The following is a 15,430-nucleotide window of genomic DNA, read 5'->3' as shown; positions in this document are numbered from 1 at the left end:
CTTGACGCTTCTAACAAGAGCTTCCGAAAGGCACATATAAGTTGGAAAGAAAGATTTTTAATTCTCTGAAAATGCTTCCATTTATAGTATGATAAGACTATCGCTAGCTTCTTCAAACATGGCCTGTATTATCTCTGCGGCTATCGGGCAAAGGCCATATCGAAAGTTCACAAAGACCATCCTGTACATAAAGAGAAGGAGATCAGAACATGACCGTAACTTCGATTATCGACCAAATCCATATTATTGAATACGATCCCTCTTACGCTGCCGCACTTGCGGATATGTGGAACCGCAGTAACGAAAGCTGGGGAGGGGGCACCAATCTTAGAACAGAAGAAACAGTTCGCCGGGAGATGGAGAGTTCGTCCAATCTATATGTGTTTCTAGCCGTTCATGAGAAAGAGGTTGTTGGCTTCTGCAGTTTTGCTCATTACCGCTATGACGAGAGAGCGCTATATGTACCTTTGCTTAACGTACGCCCCGACTATCACGGTTATAAGGTTGGACGTAACCTGATCCTGAATGCTGTGCGCAAGACCGTGGAGGCCGGATGGCCCCGCCTGGATCTGTTCACATGGGCAGGGAATACAAAGGCTGTACCGATGTACAAGAAATGCGGATTCTTCTGGGAGAAAAAAGATGATAATGTGCATCTGATGAATTTCATCCCTACCATTTTGCAGACCGAAGCACTTGCTCCATATTTCGAGGAGTTGGATTGGTATGCAGACAGCACGCGTGAACTCGTGGTCGAGCCGGATGGCCGACGGGAGTGTGGTTTTGATCTCTTTGACTACACGTGGAAAAAGGGAGATGTCTCCCTGCGGGCTGAATTTGAAAAGTCGGGTCGCGGGCTGACTGCCCTCGAAACACCAGATTACGAAATCTCAACAGAAGTCGATGATCATGATCTGGTATTCGGTTCCAGCTATAAGGTTCGCTATCGCATTAAGAACAATTCTGCGTCCGAACAGGCAGTTGAGATCAAGGGTGAGGATAACAAAAACATTCGATTTGCGCTGGACGTTGCACGAGCAGTGGCTCCGGGAGAAACCATCATCGTGGAAGGTGAGTTTCACCTTGATCCGATTTCAGAGGAACAGAATAACAATAAGACTCATCCCGTGGTTGCCAGCACATGGTTGATTGGCGGTAAGAAAGCGGAGTTCAGGTTAGGTATTGCCCCGAAATTCCCGGCCAAGATCAAGACCGTCTTGCCTGTGAAGGAGCTCTATCCAGGTATTCCGGCGGAGTTGGTTCTGAACGTGGAAAATAATGTGGATGCAGAAACGGAGTTCAGCTTGGACCTGCCTGAGGATGAATTCCTTGAATGGGCGGAGCGTTCGGTGCGCTTTACGGTGCCTGCCAAAGGTAAAATGTCTGTGCCAGTGCCTTTCACCTTGCGTTCATATGGCCTCTATTCCCAAGAAGTAGAAGTGACGGCTGTCCCAGTGGGGAACCATGCGATCTCTTTTACAAGCAAAATTTCTGTACTGATGAAGGGAATCGAAGGGAAATATGGTGGGCAGATTGAGGATCAATGGGTGGCTGTTAATGGTGCATTCTCTATTCATATGAGCAAGCAAGATAATAACATGTGGATTGAATACCCGGGCTCCCGTCATTCGTTCTGGTGGACTTATCCGAAGCTGGGTAAGCCGTTTGCCGAAGAGTTATCCAAGAAACAAGCAAAAGAAGTCAATATTTATCCCGAAGGTGAACGTCAGGTTCTTGAAGCACTGTATGACTCGGAGGATTTCCCTGGCTTGCAGATCAAGTCCGTGGTCAAGCTGTCTGCGAATGGAATCGCCGAATTCCACCACGAGGTTGAAAATACACAAGGTAACGCTTGGGAAGAAGACCTGTTTCTAATGAACAACTTCGGGTTTTACGGAAACCGGTTAATTCTCCCGTATCAAGATCGTTTTGTGGATATGGGGGATTCTTACGCTGGCGATCCGAGCCATTGGGACAGCGCCCAAATCACGGAGAACTGGCTGTTCTGTAAGGAGGAGTATGGTGCCAGCGGTATCTATTGGGACCCTTCCCTGAAGTTGCTTCGCCCGGAATACACGCTGGGGTTTCAGCATGAGCTTGGCCGTATTCCCGCAGGAGCCGTTGTGCGGACAAAAGCAACTGTATATGCATTGAACACGTTTGCCAAATGGTCGGATTTCCGTGCTTTTGCGCGGAAGCAGCGTAACCCGGTCATTCCGTTGCTGGACAGTCATCTGGATCTGACACTGAGTGAGGGGAATCCATTTGCCCCGGACGTGCTGCAAGCAACGTTGACTGAACACAAACTGGTTCCGCTTGCGGGCAAGCTGGAGCTGTATGTACAGCAGGGTGGTGAACAGGAGGTTATGGCCAATGCTAAGGAATTCAGTCCGGAGCAGAACCTAAACTCCGCCAAGCTGACATTTTCACCAGACGAAGCGGACCGAGACCAGCACGTGAGTGGTTGGAAAGTTCGTGGGCTATACCGGGGCGAAGATCGGATTCAGGAGCGAACTGCCCTTTGGTTCCCGCAGAGCGGAACAGAGGTGAAGCAGAAGATTGAAGAAGGTTCATCTGGACCTTTGTATACCGTAGACAATGGAGTATTGTCGATCGCCGTTGCTCCTGAATTCGGGAGTGTAGTACACTCTCTGAAATATTCAGGAGAAGAATGGTTGGATAGCTCGTATCCTGAACCGGCTCCACGCTCGTGGTGGAATCCGTGGTACGGCGGACTGGGTGTGGGGATTCCGGGCATGAATGGTTTCAGCCGGCAGTTGGAACAAAGAGTCGCTTCCTGGACAGAGCAGAAGGATCAATACGGCAACGTCTGGAAAGGCATAAAGCTGACTACCCGGATTGAGAAGCATGAAGCGAATCGGGGAATCACGATCCACCAGCATTATCTGATGCTCCCTGGTGTTCCTGTGCTATGTACGCTGCTTGCCGTGACAAACGAAAGCGGCCTGACGCTGACGGATTACTCGCTTGCGGAGGAACGTTTCCTCCAGCCTTCATCTGTATTTGCGGAAGGTTGGATAGAACAACCGGGTAAAGATCGATTCCCGCTGGGCAAGGTGGATTTGGGCCTGCCACTTGAAGACCTTTTGCGAGTAGGTTCGGTTTCGCGTGAGAACATGCTGCATGCGGTCCATCGTTACCCGAATCAGAGTGCGTGGGGGTTTGCCAATAATCAGGTGACGGGTCTGAACGTTCATCATCATCTGACACTCCAGCAGGGGGAGACGGTCTGGACGGAGCCGACATACCTGGTTCTGGGACCCATCCCGATGAGTTCATCGGATGTGCATGACCTTCTCAAACTGAATTTTGCAACTTCTACCGATGAAAAGGAGGCTTCACATGCCGATCATTGATATTCATATTCACCTGTCGGACATCGACAGCTTTCACCGAACAGCAATCGATCTGTCGAAAGTGGATTACTCTGCCGCAGGTCTTAAAGCGGAGTTTGATAAAAACGATGTCATAATGGGTATCGGAATGGGGGTTACGGAGCAGACGAAGGGAGCATTCCCGGATTCCAGTTCCCCTAACCCGATGGGACTTGACCTGGAAGAGGAGGTTCCGTCATTCCTCATGGAATGCGTGGGCATCAACCCTAATGCGCTAGACGGTAAAAACGCTCAGGACGAGCTGGACCGGATTGAAGCTAGACTGCAATCCCCGGAGGTAGCCGGAATCAAACTCTATGCCGGATACTATCATCACTATGTGTATGACAAAATCTATACTCCGGTCTATGAACTCGCAGCCAAGTACAACCTGCCTGTCGTGATTCATACGGGTGACACGTACTCCATGAACGGGTTGCTTAAGTACTCGCATCCACTGACGGTGGATGAACTGGCTTTTCAACAGCGAGGTGTGAACTTCATGATCTGTCATCTGGGTGATCCCTGGGTGATGGATGCAGCTGAAGTGGTGGCGAAGAATCCTAACGTGTACGCGGATTTGTCCGGTCTTGTGGTGGGGGATCGGCCTCATTTTGAACGGTTCATGAACGAACCTTTATTCATGGATCATTTCCGCCGGGCCTTGGTCTATTCGGATCATTACGAGAAAATGCTGTTTGGCACCGACTGGCCGCTTGCGCCAATCGATCTGTATGCCGAATTTGTCCGCCGACTTGTACCGGAACAGCATCATGATAAAGTCTTCTACGAGAATGCCTTTGGGCTGTTTCCACGTATTGGACAGCGGATTGCCGATCTGGGGTAGAACCTAAGTGCCGAATTCTTAATATCTGAGGGGATGTAGACCATGCATGTTATGGAAGCATGCGATGGTTATATTGAATCCCTGTGATGTAAGCTCCTGCCGCTTTGCTGGCAGGAGCTTTTTTGTCCAGGAAAACAGTGTTTAGCCATGACAGACTCCATACTCATCGGTTATCTCCTTCTTGCCTGTATTTGTTTTTACGAATAAAGAGAACTATAATGGTGGATGCACAAAATTTCAGACTTCTTTGGAGGAACATACGTTATGAGATCTTTTCAGTTTTATAATCCGACCCGGCTGATTTTTGGCAAAGGGCAACTTCAAGCACTACAAACCGAAGTTCCAAAATACGGAAAACGTATTTTGCTTGTATATGGTGGTGGAAGCATCAAACGTAGCGGGCTGTACGATCAGGTAATCAGCCAGTTGAATGAGATCGGAGCAGAGGTTACGGAACTGGCTGGTGTGGAACCGAACCCTCGTCTGTCTACGGTTCATAAGGGTGTAGAACTATGCAGAACACATAACATTGATCTGGTTCTTGCGGTTGGCGGCGGCAGTGTACTTGACTGTGGGAAAGCCATTGCAGTAGGAGCCAATTACGATGGAGACATGTGGGATGTTGTTGTGCGTGAAGCAACCCCGGAAGGCGGACTTCCGCTGGGGACAATTCTAACGATGGCAGCGACAGGCTCCGAGATGAACAACGGTTCAGTAATAACCAATCAGGACACGCAGGAAAAATGGGCATGGTTCAGCGAGTATTCTTTCCCAGCGTTCTCCATTCTCGATCCGGAGTACACATACACCGTACCACTGGATCAGACTGTATACGGCATGGTAGACATGATGTCTCATGTGTTTGAACATTATTTCCATCTGGATACGAATACACCGGTTCAGCTTGGATTCTGTGAGACGATTCTTCGTACCGTTATCGATACAGCCCCTCGTCTGATTAAAGATCCGGAAAACTATGAACTGCGTGAAACCATTCTCTATTGTGGAACAATGGCGCTTAACGATGTCCTGAATATGGGTCTTGCCGGAGATTGGGCTTCTCACAATATAGAACATGCCGTTTCGGCCGTGTACGACATTCCGCATGGGGGTGGCCTTGCAATCCTCTTCCCACACTGGATGAAACATAATCTGGATGTGGATGTAGATCGATTCAAACGTATGGCTGTTAATGTATTTGATATTAATCCTACTGGAAAGTCGGACAAACAAGTGGCTGAAGAAGGCATTGAAGCGCTGCGTACATTCTGGACTTCAATTGGTGCCCCTAGCCGTTTGGCTGACTATGACATCGACGACAGTCAGATTGATGTGATGGCTGATAAAGCGATGCGATTCGGTCCGTTCGGATTCTTCAAAAACTTGCAGCGTGAAGATGTAGTACAAATTTATCAAGCTGCACTGTAATTGTAAATCTCACAATCACTTTGTATAGTGAGTGACATTAAACAAGGACCTTCCTTTAATACTAAGGAACGCCCTTGTTTTTTATTATGACATCATATCTTGTGCGCTCTACCTTTTTTTCTGGACTTCAATGTCATGTGATCCCCTTTTTGAATTAATTCTTCGGTTCAACTACGGCTTCATTGACAGGGGTATCCTTTCGTTTCAGATACATCTTGCTTGGACGATGCAAAAGCACGATGAGCAGGGCGAAGAGATGAATCAGGGTGAACAGGTTACTCTCATTCGGAATGGAAACGAATAGCGCCAGACTCAGAAACGTCACGGTGAGCTTGAACTTTCTTTTGGTGATGAATATAACAGCGAGCAGACTGGGACCGATGATAAACAACATTCTGGCTAAGATTACGCCAGAGGCGTAAGCCAGATCATCTCCTTTGCGTAAGAAACCCAGATAGGCCTCCATGTTCTGGTTGAAGTCAATGAGGAACACGATAAAGGACACGATCACATAGATCAGTTTTACACTTAATAAAATGCGCACGACATTTAATAGCGTGGGTAATGCTGTTTTTACCATATCACTTCTCCTATTCGACATTTAATATAGTAGGCATTTTCGGATTCAATGCGTTGTCCCTCTTCCTGCACGATATGTATTTCATATATTATACGATGTCGATGTCATATTTTGTATTAACCCAAAGTCTTCATTTTCCAATCGTTTGCAGTGGCCTTTGACCTAGTATAACTGGCGAAACAGCTTACAGATTATTTGATATCGACCGATATAAAGTAGATACATAGAATTTGGACTTCATAATGATGAAAATGAAAATGGATGGTGAATGTAATCATGGTATTTAGCAAGGCAAGAGAACGCATGCGCAACATGTCGTTCAGAGTCAAACTACCACTTATGATCAGTCTGCTGGTGTGTATCGTACTGGCGGTAACTGCGGTAGTGTGTTACAGCGTAGCGGCAGTTATTACACTCGACAAAAGTAAAGATGAAATTAAGGCAACCTCGGATCGGGTGGGGGCAGGGTTGTATGCTTCACTAAGTTTGGAAGAACAATCCACCTTTCTGATCACAACACATCGTACCTTCCAGGATCTGCTGGAGATTCGGAATACGGATGGGCAGGAAGGTGAGAACTTTTTCTCGGAAAACAATGAACTGCTGGATAAGGCAAGTGGTATTCTCGCGGACAGTCTGGCAGGTATGGAAGGTAACAACAGTCTGATTTTGTTGGATCGGAATGGCATTATTATTGCAGCGAATGATCCGGCAGTTATCAAGGCGGAACGCGGAGATCGGGCATATTTCCAAGAAGCAATTCAGGGTAAAAACGTGATTAGTGAAGGGATTGTAGCCAAGTCCTCAGGACAACTTGGTACGGCTTTTGCCATGCCAATCTACAATGAGAATCAAGAAGTACAGGGAGTGCTCGTATCTGCGGCATCCACCTCGTTCTTCGTTAATCAGCTACAAAATATCAATATTAATGATGAGGGAAAAGTGATCATTCTGGACCGTGTAGGTACGGTCATCTACGATTCAGCGGATGAGAAATTGGCAGGCCAGAAGATGGAGTCCGGCGAATACCAATCATTGATTGATCTTGCTCCAAACGCTGAACTACAGCAAGGGGAGATTAGCACAGATGAGAAAGTGGCGTATTACTCCAAAATTCCAAGATCCGACTGGACCGTCGTTGTTGAAGATAAAATGAGTGATGTGCAGAAGCCTTTGCGTGCGATGGCAAAACAGATGTATATTGTTCTGTTTAGTGCGATTGCGGTTTCCGTCGTAGCCGGTATCCTGATCTCTTTGCTGGTAACCAGACCAATTACAAGACTAACTGTGTTGTTCAGACAGCTTGCGGGCGGCGACCTGACGGTGCAGGCTCAAGGTAAATATAGCGGAGAATTCAAACAATTGGTGGACAGCTTCAATACCATGGCAGCAGGCAATAAACAGCTGATCTCCAGCATGAACCATTCCATCGGTATCCTGAAAACAAGTACATCCGAGCTGGAACAGTCCACTCAGCAAACTTCGACCACGATTGCCGAAACAACGACAACAGCATTTGAGATTTCACGTGCTATGGAGTCCCAGGCGAACGATACGGGAGCCATTGTGGACAAATTCATGAATGTGGGTAACAAGATTGCGAACGTGAATGGAATGTCGCAGGCAGTGAAGTTCAAGGCAGATGAAATTACGGATGCTTTCCAAAATAATCATGAAGTTATTGATGCACTCATTGCGGTGAACGGGCAGAACGAGATTGAAGTTGGCAACATCTCCAAAATTACAGTGCAACTCGCCGAAAGTTCCTCGGGCATTCACCAGATTACAGGAACGATTGCCGAGATCGCAAATCAGACGAAATTACTTGCGTTGAATGCTTCAATCGAGGCGGCGAGAGCTGGTGATCAGGGACGTGGCTTCGCCGTCGTTGCTTCTGAGATTCGCAAGCTGGCAGAGCAGACGACAGCTCAATCGGAGGATATCAACCGAATCGTAATGCAGACCATTGATCACGTGGAGCAGAATAACCGAAGTGTTCAGGCTATTGAAGCGATTGCGGAACAGCATAAGAGCAGCGTTAGCCAGACGAAGGAGACATTCAATTTTGTCACCGAGAATATGAATGAGATGATGAGCCAGGTTCAGGCTATTGCCACGGAGATCGAATCGATTGAACGTGATAAGGATGACGTCATTGGAGCTGCACAGAACTTGTCTGCTTCCGGTGAAGAGGTGTCGGCTTCTGTTGAGGAAGTCACAGCAACCATGCAGGAACAGTCCGGCATGACTGAACATTTGACAGATATGGTGCAGAGAATTGATGAACTGACCAAACAACTTGCCGAGGAATCATCTCGCTTCAAAACAACATAGGAATACGAAAAGAAACCCGTTTTTCTAAAGAGAACCGCGTTTCTAGACAAAGAGAGCACCTGTACCCATCTATGGCTACAGGTGCTCTTTGGTGATGTGTTACTCTCCTCGAATGGAAGGCGCATACGCCAACACTTCCATCTCGATTAAATAAGGGCCTAACCCGCTAAATACGGTAATGCGGGCGGGATAGGGCTGCTTAATCATTCGCGCATACACTTCGTTGTATTCGGACTGATCCTCGACTCGGGCCAGATGAGTGGTTACCTTCACAATATGATCAAGTGTAAGTCCGGCTTCTTGCAGGATCACCTCAATATTACGAATACACTGCTCAGTCTGCTCCTTAATGCCGCCGATAGGCTCAAGCGTCTGTGGATCGACACCTACTTGACCTGCGACGTAGACTAAATCTCCTGCGCGGACAGCATGGGAGAAAGGAAGTGGGAACTTGGGTGCTGCACTTGCATGTATGATGGTAGACATCGTAGCGGTCATTCCTTTCCTAATGAGTGTGTATGATTGGTGTTAACTGATGCCAGTTCGTAGCCTGCTGATAATGATGAGCAATGGACAACAAGCGGTCTTCTCGCATAAGTGGACCAGCAAGCTGCATGCCGATAGGTAATGGCTTCCCTGAGGTGGTATCAAACCCGATGGGTACGGTGATGGACGGTAGACCCGTATTGGTGAACGGTCCGTTGAAAATCGGGCTGCCCGTCTTGTAGCCATATGGGGCCACATAGGGTGTTGATGGAGTCAATAACACATCCACTTCATCGAAAAGCATCATCATCTCACTCCGGAATATTGTTCGGATGCGTTGTGCCTGCAAATAATCAACGGCACTCGTCTGGTAGCCGAGTTCAAGCTGCTCCCGCATCGTGTGGCCGTAACGTTCAGAGGCTTCCGCGAAGCGTTCCTGATGGAAGGCGGCAGCTTCTGCCCGCATAACCGTACGATGAGCAGCAATTGTCTCTTCCATATAAGATGGCAGGTCAACTTTCTTCCATTGCATGCCCAGCTTCTTAAGCACAGCGATTGCCGACTCCACCGCTAACAATATCGCCGGTTCATCCGTCTGGAAGAAGTTGCTCGGCAGACCGATCACCATTCCTGATATAGGATGCTCAAGAGCACTTGTTAAGTCTGGCTTGCCATAAGGAAGCGTGAAGGAATCCAGCTCATCTTGCCCGGCCATTGCTTCCAGAACGATTGCGTTATCTTGTGCCGATCGAGTGAAGGCGCCAATATGATCCAGGCTCCAACTGGCTGTGATGACACCATTACGGCTAACCCTGCCGTAAGTGGGTTTCATACAGGTTAATCCGTTGTAAGCTGCGGGTCTAAGCAGAGATCCAAAGGTCTGTGTTCCGAGTGTGAAGGAAGCCATGCCAGCCGCTACTGCAGCGGCGGAGCCGGAGCTGGAACCGCCTGGGGTATGTTCTAGATTCCATGGGTTGCGGGTTGGCGGTTCTCCTCCCTGAAAGGCATATTCCGTCGTTGTTGTCTTGCCGAGCAGGATAGCACCTGCAGCTTGCAACTTATTAATGACAGTTGCATTCGTTCCGGGTACGAAGTCTGGAAAGGTACTTGATCCGGCCGAGGTGCGTATGCCAGCGGTATGGATAATGTCTTTGGCTCCATAGGGAATGCCGTGCAGAGGACCGAGATATTCGTCATTCATCAGTTTTTGTTCAGACTCTCTTGCGGCCTGCAAAGCCTGTTCGGCGGTGACCATAACGAAGGCTTGCACAGCAGGCTCTACTTTCTCAATGCGATTCAAATAGGATTTTGTAAGCTCGACAGGAGATATCAACTTATTTTTAATCAGTGTTGCGGCTTCAGCAATCGTCAGCTCGTTAAGTGGTTTCGTAATCATCGCAGAGGCACGCTCCTATGCGGGGGATTGGGCCCTACTTCTTCTGGCAACTTGAAGTTTCGAATCAGCTCCAAGTCTGTTGTAAATAGGGCAAGCTCCTCGCTTGTAATAACTCCGTCCGTATATTTGGCGCTTTCTGTACGGCGGTGTGTGAGATAGTCGTCCTGGTTCAGAGTAATCACCCTTTCTCTCTCTATTTGGTGGTGAAGCTTGAATCGATAATGTCCTCGTAAGCGAGGTCTTCCTTCAGATTGCCGATGAAGCGCTGCATATCGATTGCGGTCTCGAATGCTGATTCATTGATAAGTCCCTCCGCAGGATATACCTTGCTGTCGATCATGCGTTGTACCGCTTGCTCCACGACGTTTTTGTCCAGATTCGGGAATTCCTTCACGGCAACTGCTTTTGCGCCTTCAGGATTCGATTGAATGTAGTCCAGGGCTTGCTCAATAGAGGTGACAAAGCGCTGGGTGAGATCAGGATTCTTTTCAATGAAACTTGCGGTTGTATTCATCGTTGCAAAGGCGAAGTCAGGATAATCCTTCGTGAAATCATGGACAATATGCAGTCCCTCAGCAATGCCTTGATCCAGCTGCGGCTCGTAAACGATAGCAATGTCGGCTTTGCCTGCTAATACAGCACCAAGCTCGGAACCATTCTGAACCTCAGTGATCGTCACATCCTTGTCAATATCGATGTTGTTGTCAGCGAATAGCTTCCGCAGTAAGCTGTTGGAACTTGTAGGTGCCAAGCCCACAACGATGGTTTTACCCTTGAAATCTGCTGTTGAATTCACGGTTACGCCTTCTCGCGCAACTGCCCATACTGGAGCACTGCCGGATAGAAGGACCAGTGAGCGAGCATCTCCGCCCTTTGCATTAGCAAATGCGACATGCTCAGGACCGTGGAAGGAGAACGCCGACTCGCCTGAGATCACCGAAGACAATGCTGTTGGACCACTTCCGGCAGCACGGATGGAAGATAGCTCAATACGATTCTCCTTTAGAAAACCTTGGTTGTTCGCTACATACAAGGGAAGGTAGAGCAGGTTGTGATACACCTCGGAGACCATAATTTTGTCCACCTGCGTATTTGCTTGCCCTCCGCTATTAGATGCACCTGCATTACTCGCGGGTGTTGTGGCATTGCTTCCGCATGCACTAAGCAGTGTAGTCAAAATAACCGTCATCGCTGCTAGAAAAGTTATCTTTTTGAATGTACGCATTAGTCATCAGTCCCCTTTAATCGTTGTAGGTCAGCTATACAGATGTGGATGTGCTGCTGGTCTTGTTGTCATTCCATGGAAGGAGACGGGATTCGATATAACCGACACAGGTGTAGAGGAGCATGGCGACTAGCATTAGCATGAATACACCAACCCACACGGCCGGAAGGTTGAACAGATTACCTTCGACGAATACCATATGTCCGAGTCCTTTGTCAGAAGAGATGAATTCTCCACCTACAACAGACACCAGTGCCAAACCGATATTGATCCGGAAGGCCGAGATGATCCATGGCAGGGAGGAAGGAACGATAATTTTGCGGAAAATTTGTGATTTCTTTGCACCGAATGATTTCATCAGATTAATCTGGGATTCGTCGATCTGATGAGTCGCTTGGTAGGCGGATAATAGCGCTACGATAAATGTTGCTACGGAGGCCAGAGCAATCTTGGAGAAGATGCCTGAACCAAACCAGATGATAATCATGGGAGCGAGGGCGATCTTCGGAATACCGTTCATCGCTACAATGAACGGATCGAGCACACGGGCAACGGACTTGGAATACCACATGAGCAGTCCTGCCAATGAGCCGATTAAGCTTCCGGCTACGAAGCCGATAACGGTGGCATTCACCGTCGCGAACGCGTCTGTAAGCAGTTGCCCTGAGCTAGCCATGGTGATGGCGGCATCAAGAATGGCGCTTGGCGATCCCATGAGGAATCCGTTAACCAGTTTCAAGCGAACAGCGGATTCCCAGATCACCAGGATGACCGCTACAATAATGAACCGCCACAGCATCGTCATCAGCCATTCTTTGGAGAAGATGGACTGTCTGCGTTTGTTCTTCGCAACTCCAGCAGGCTTTCCGGCAAGGGTAATTTCAGGTGATGTGCTCTTCATTAGCTGATCCTCCCCATTTGGATATCAAGCTCTGACCAGATTGATTCAAAATACTGTTTAAACTTCTGGTCAGAGCGGGCTTTCAGTGCTGAGCCATATTGCGAGGCGAGACCAATGTCATACACCTGCTTCACGGTTGTTGGTCGTTTACTCATAACGGCAATACGGTCGGAGATGGCGATGGCTTCCTCAATGTCATGCGTGATCAGGACGCCTGTTTTGCCCTCGGATTTGAGAATGGACAAGATTTCATCTTCCAGAATGAGTCTGGTCTGATAATCAAGTGCGGAGAAGGGTTCGTCCAGTAATATAATATCGGGCTGGGTAACGAGGGTACGAATGAGGGCTACACGTTGGCGCATACCGCCTGATAGTGTGGAGGGATAGGCTTCTGCGAATGAAGCTAGGCCATAACGATCCAGATAATCCATGGCAATATCGCCGCGATCCTTTTTGGACATGCCCTTCACTTCCAAGCCTAGCGTGACATTGTCCAGGATGCTTATCCAAGGAAGTAACAGGTCCTTCTGCATCATATAACCGACATGCCCGGTGGTCTGATCGATCTCTTCGCCACAGACGATAACCTTGCCATTTGTTGGCTTAAGCAGACCTGCGATAATGTTGAAAATCGTACTTTTGCCGCAACCGCTCGGTCCCACGATACTGAAGAATTCCTGTTTCTTGATTTGCATCGAAACCTCAGCCAGGACCTGAATATCTTCTCCGGTTGCACTGACAAATGATTTGGATACGCCTTGTATCTGTATAGCCATGATAGGTAGCCCCTTTCCTACAGCCTGATGTTTTTTCGTTTCTTGATGTGATTTGATGTTAATTAACATGACATCAATGAATATATTCCTAATCATATAGACTGTTTGCATCATTGTCATTAGTTAATCTGAACATAAAAATAGAATTAAATCAGTTAAAATGCACAAATGAAGATTGAACATGAATTGAATATGAAAAGAAAACAAAAGAACGTGTCATTATACATGACACGTTCTCGATTTAAGACGTATGATTAGCTTCGCTAGGAGCTGGATTAACATTCAGAAGGGACTCAAGTGCGAAGGCAAGTCGGAAGCGCAGGCTCTCCATCGGGTCCTTGATGTTCCTGCCGGTTAGCTTCTCGCATTTCTCCAATCTGTAGATCACTGTATTGCGATGTACAAATAGTTCTTTGGCTGTATCGACGATCTGGCAATGATTTTCATAGAAGGAGGACAGGGTTTTCATCAGTTCGTTACGCTCGTTTGGATCTCGGTCGTTGAAGGGCTTAAAGGTTTCGTGATGGAACTGCAGCATCTCATCGTGGGGAATCATGCGCAGCAGACGGCTTATATCCATGGTTTGATAGGAATGAGCGAAGCGGGTCTTTCGCATCTGATAGCCGGATTGGAGCGCCTTGACTGCTTCTATGTAGGAGAGTCCAATATCCAATACATTGGTGTAGGAATTGCCTATGCCGAAGGATAGGCTGAGCTGCGACTCTGTATACAGATTGCTCGCCATCCGCTCAAGCTGCTGAACAATGGTTTGTTCGTCCCAAGACGATTCGACCAAAAAGACGAGTATGCCGAACTGGTCGTTCTTAGTGAACATGACAAAGGAGAGATCCAATCTGGCGAATTCCTGTTTAATCAACTCGTAATTAGCGTCTCGTTCCGAGATGAACCGCTCTTCCCCGGAGGAAGTAGAGTTCTGCTTAGGTATGCCCGCTAAGGATTCATCCTTTTTGGCGATGATGAGAACGGAACTGCCTTTGGTTTGCAGCCCATATTTCTTGCCGCGATGCAGCGCTTCTTGTTCCGAACGAATGAAGCCCTGAATGAGATCGGAGAAATATTCATTTTTGTAACGGCGGGAACGCTCCTTAACCGCTTGCTTCTTGGTTAACTCCAGACCAATCACATTGACGGCTTGTTCCAGTGCCAGAGTGGAGAGTTTAGAGCTTGCGGAACTGTCGTATAGTGCGATCAAATAGCCCTCGTGCCGATCCGTGAAGATGGGATGAAGCTCAGCGTGTCGATATTTATCAGCAGTAAGCAGGCAGATCGAGATTACGGTGTGGAAGGAAGGGTGCTCATCTATAAAAGTCAGTAAGGGCGCAGCGAGAGACTGGTGATCCATCTGTTGTGCATAATGGGAGCTTGCCGTAATCTGCTTCTTCGAACCAAGCAGAAGTACAGGTGAGGATAGCAACTGAGACAACGTATCTACGATGGAGGGTATGCCTTTTCCTTGCATCACCATCGTGGAAAATTGCTTGTGAATAGATAAGGCGTAGTGTAACTCATGGGTTTTGTTCTGAAGGATGGCACTGATCGAATGTTGAAATATTTCACCGAGTGTATTGTCTATCTCAGACAGTTCGATGATCGGGAAGCCCAGTCTGTTGGCTGTCTCAAGCAGTTGCGGAGATAATTCAAGAGAGAAACGCTGTGTCTTGACCGCAAGCGCTGCACAGCCAATTGCATGCATGTCTGTAATGAATCCAAGATGAGCATCGGGGCGGTCTTTCAGGATATAACCGTTGGTCAGCAGCATATCCCTCGGCTTCAGGAATTGTACAATATCTGGGGCATCCATAATATTAATCGATTGCACCAAGCGATCTAGTCCGCGATGTCCAGCAATAACCTTTGCTTTGGAGAGAATGGGGATAGTCAATAACTGTTGCAGATCCATCTTCAACCCACTCGCTTTCATAATGATATGTTATAAAATCTAACATTAAGTGGGGTGGGCGTAAAGAAGAGTTTGGGTAAAGAGGCTAAAAGATATCGGATTTTTAAGCATATTGCAAAGTGCCGAGGATGTTCTTTTGTA

11 protein-coding genes are annotated in these 15,430 nt (G+C 47.7%); 4 read left to right on the top strand and 7 right to left on the bottom strand.

Going from position 1 to position 15,430, the window contains the following annotated elements; translation table 11 throughout:
• The first annotated feature begins 209 nt into the window (after positions 1-209).
• From AC4E8D_RS23455 to AC4E8D_RS23445, 3 genes are all read left to right on the top strand, one after another.
• Positions 210-3,377, top strand: a complete 3,168-nt coding sequence (locus AC4E8D_RS23455) for a GNAT family N-acetyltransferase (RefSeq protein ID WP_490205285.1) — start codon at positions 210-212, stop codon at positions 3,375-3,377.
• Positions 3,364-4,242 carry an amidohydrolase family protein gene (locus tag AC4E8D_RS23450; protein WP_490205284.1) on the top strand — a complete coding sequence of 293 codons (879 nt, stop codon included), beginning with the start codon at positions 3,364-3,366 and terminating at the stop codon, positions 4,240-4,242. Before AC4E8D_RS23455 ends, AC4E8D_RS23450 begins: the two co-directional genes overlap by 14 nt.
• A 264-nt stretch (positions 4,243-4,506) precedes the next feature.
• Entirely contained in the window at positions 4,507-5,670 is a 1,164-nt protein-coding gene (locus tag AC4E8D_RS23445; protein WP_221824569.1) for an iron-containing alcohol dehydrogenase, read from the top strand.
• A gap of 154 nt (positions 5,671-5,824) precedes the next feature.
• On the opposite strand, the gene AC4E8D_RS23440 is transcribed toward AC4E8D_RS23445, so the two are convergent.
• Entirely contained in the window at positions 5,825-6,250 is a 426-nt protein-coding gene (locus AC4E8D_RS23440; RefSeq protein ID WP_221824568.1) for a hypothetical protein, read from the bottom strand.
• A gap of 276 nt (positions 6,251-6,526) precedes the next feature.
• Between AC4E8D_RS23440 and AC4E8D_RS23435 the strand changes: the two genes are divergently transcribed.
• A complete protein-coding gene (locus AC4E8D_RS23435; RefSeq protein ID WP_339178525.1) occupies positions 6,527-8,584 on the top strand; it encodes a methyl-accepting chemotaxis protein in 2,058 nt (685 codons plus the stop codon).
• Between the two features lie 99 nt (positions 8,585-8,683).
• On the opposite strand, the gene AC4E8D_RS23430 is transcribed toward AC4E8D_RS23435, so the two are convergent.
• The 6 genes from AC4E8D_RS23430 to AC4E8D_RS23405 form a co-directional block, all read right to left on the bottom strand.
• Complete coding sequence (locus AC4E8D_RS23430) at positions 8,684-9,070, bottom strand: RidA family protein (protein WP_339305285.1); 387 nt, start codon at positions 9,068-9,070, stop codon at positions 8,684-8,686.
• A gap of 19 nt (positions 9,071-9,089) precedes the next feature.
• Positions 9,090-10,466, bottom strand: coding sequence for an amidase (locus AC4E8D_RS23425; RefSeq protein ID WP_490205283.1), 1,377 nt, complete (start codon positions 10,464-10,466; stop codon positions 9,090-9,092).
• 193 nt (positions 10,467-10,659) lie between these two features.
• On the bottom strand, positions 10,660-11,691 hold the full coding sequence (locus AC4E8D_RS23420; protein WP_490205282.1) for an ABC transporter substrate-binding protein: 1,032 nt from the start codon (positions 11,689-11,691) through the stop codon (positions 10,660-10,662).
• A 34-nt stretch (positions 11,692-11,725) separates the two neighbouring features.
• Positions 11,726-12,592, bottom strand: coding sequence for an ABC transporter permease (locus AC4E8D_RS23415; protein WP_490205281.1), 867 nt, complete (start codon positions 12,590-12,592; stop codon positions 11,726-11,728).
• Positions 12,592-13,368: an ABC transporter ATP-binding protein gene (locus AC4E8D_RS23410; protein WP_490205280.1), complete on the bottom strand. Its 777-nt coding sequence runs from the start codon at positions 13,366-13,368 to the stop codon at positions 12,592-12,594. The genes AC4E8D_RS23415 and AC4E8D_RS23410 overlap by 1 nt, the downstream gene beginning before the upstream one ends.
• 241 nt (positions 13,369-13,609) lie before the next feature.
• Positions 13,610-15,271 (bottom strand): PucR family transcriptional regulator, encoded by a 1,662-nt coding sequence (locus AC4E8D_RS23405; protein ID WP_490205279.1) that lies wholly within the window; start codon positions 15,269-15,271, stop codon positions 13,610-13,612.
• Positions 15,272-15,430: the final 159 nt, after the last annotated feature.

The organism is Paenibacillus sp. SRL342, from assembly GCF_984798905.1.
Note: the sequence above shows the minus strand (reverse complement) of the source record. Positions and strands in the feature narration are given on the sequence as shown.

What these genes read in the sequence shown, in the direction of transcription:
- AC4E8D_RS23440 (WP_221824568.1), bottom strand. Translation starts at nt 6,250, where the DNA reads ATGGTAAAAACAGCATTACCCACGCTATTAAATGTCGTGCGCATTTTA.
- AC4E8D_RS23420 (WP_490205282.1), bottom strand. Translation starts at nt 11,691, where the DNA reads ATGCGTACATTCAAAAAGATAACTTTTCTAGCAGCGATGACGGTTATT.
- AC4E8D_RS23430 (WP_339305285.1), bottom strand. Translation starts at nt 9,070, where the DNA reads ATGTCTACCATCATACATGCAAGTGCAGCACCCAAGTTCCCACTTCCT.
- AC4E8D_RS23410 (WP_490205280.1), bottom strand. Translation starts at nt 13,368, where the DNA reads ATGGCTATACAGATACAAGGCGTATCCAAATCATTTGTCAGTGCAACC.
- AC4E8D_RS23415 (WP_490205281.1), bottom strand. Translation starts at nt 12,592, where the DNA reads ATGAAGAGCACATCACCTGAAATTACCCTTGCCGGAAAGCCTGCTGGA.
- AC4E8D_RS23435 (WP_339178525.1), top strand. Translation starts at nt 6,527, where the DNA reads ATGGTATTTAGCAAGGCAAGAGAACGCATGCGCAACATGTCGTTCAGA.
- AC4E8D_RS23425 (WP_490205283.1), bottom strand. Translation starts at nt 10,466, where the DNA reads ATGATTACGAAACCACTTAACGAGCTGACGATTGCTGAAGCCGCAACA.
- AC4E8D_RS23455 (WP_490205285.1), top strand. Translation starts at nt 210, where the DNA reads ATGACCGTAACTTCGATTATCGACCAAATCCATATTATTGAATACGAT.
- AC4E8D_RS23445 (WP_221824569.1), top strand. Translation starts at nt 4,507, where the DNA reads ATGAGATCTTTTCAGTTTTATAATCCGACCCGGCTGATTTTTGGCAAA.
- AC4E8D_RS23450 (WP_490205284.1), top strand. Translation starts at nt 3,364, where the DNA reads ATGCCGATCATTGATATTCATATTCACCTGTCGGACATCGACAGCTTT.